1 protein-coding gene is annotated in these 229 nt (G+C 50.7%); it reads right to left on the bottom strand.

Annotated elements, in window-relative coordinates; genetic code table 11:
- Positions 1-206, bottom strand: a 206-nt coding sequence (locus tag Q4563_RS23305; RefSeq protein ID WP_303606240.1) for a hypothetical protein, incomplete at its 3' end; no start/stop codon positions are given.
- Positions 207-229 lie beyond the last annotated feature (23 nt).

Raw genomic sequence — 229 nt, 5'->3', positions numbered from 1 at the left:
ACCCCCTGGAGGTCGGGGCTAAGTATGTTGTCAGAAGCGCTGGACTGCCGCTCTTCCCAATGGCTGACCCACTGGGAAAGTGTGTCGATATTGTTGAGCTGGTCAAGTTGCTCAAGTGCTTCGGTCATACGTTTTTCTGTGTATTCATAAACCGGCAACGATGGCACTCCGCCATTCATCAGCTCGGCAACGTAAGAGGTCGCCATTAATGATTCGAGTGTATGAATGT

This window comes from Gilvimarinus sp. 1_MG-2023 (assembly GCF_030548285.1).
The sequence above is the reverse complement of the archived record's forward strand: the minus strand, read 5'-3'. Positions and strand labels throughout refer to the sequence as shown.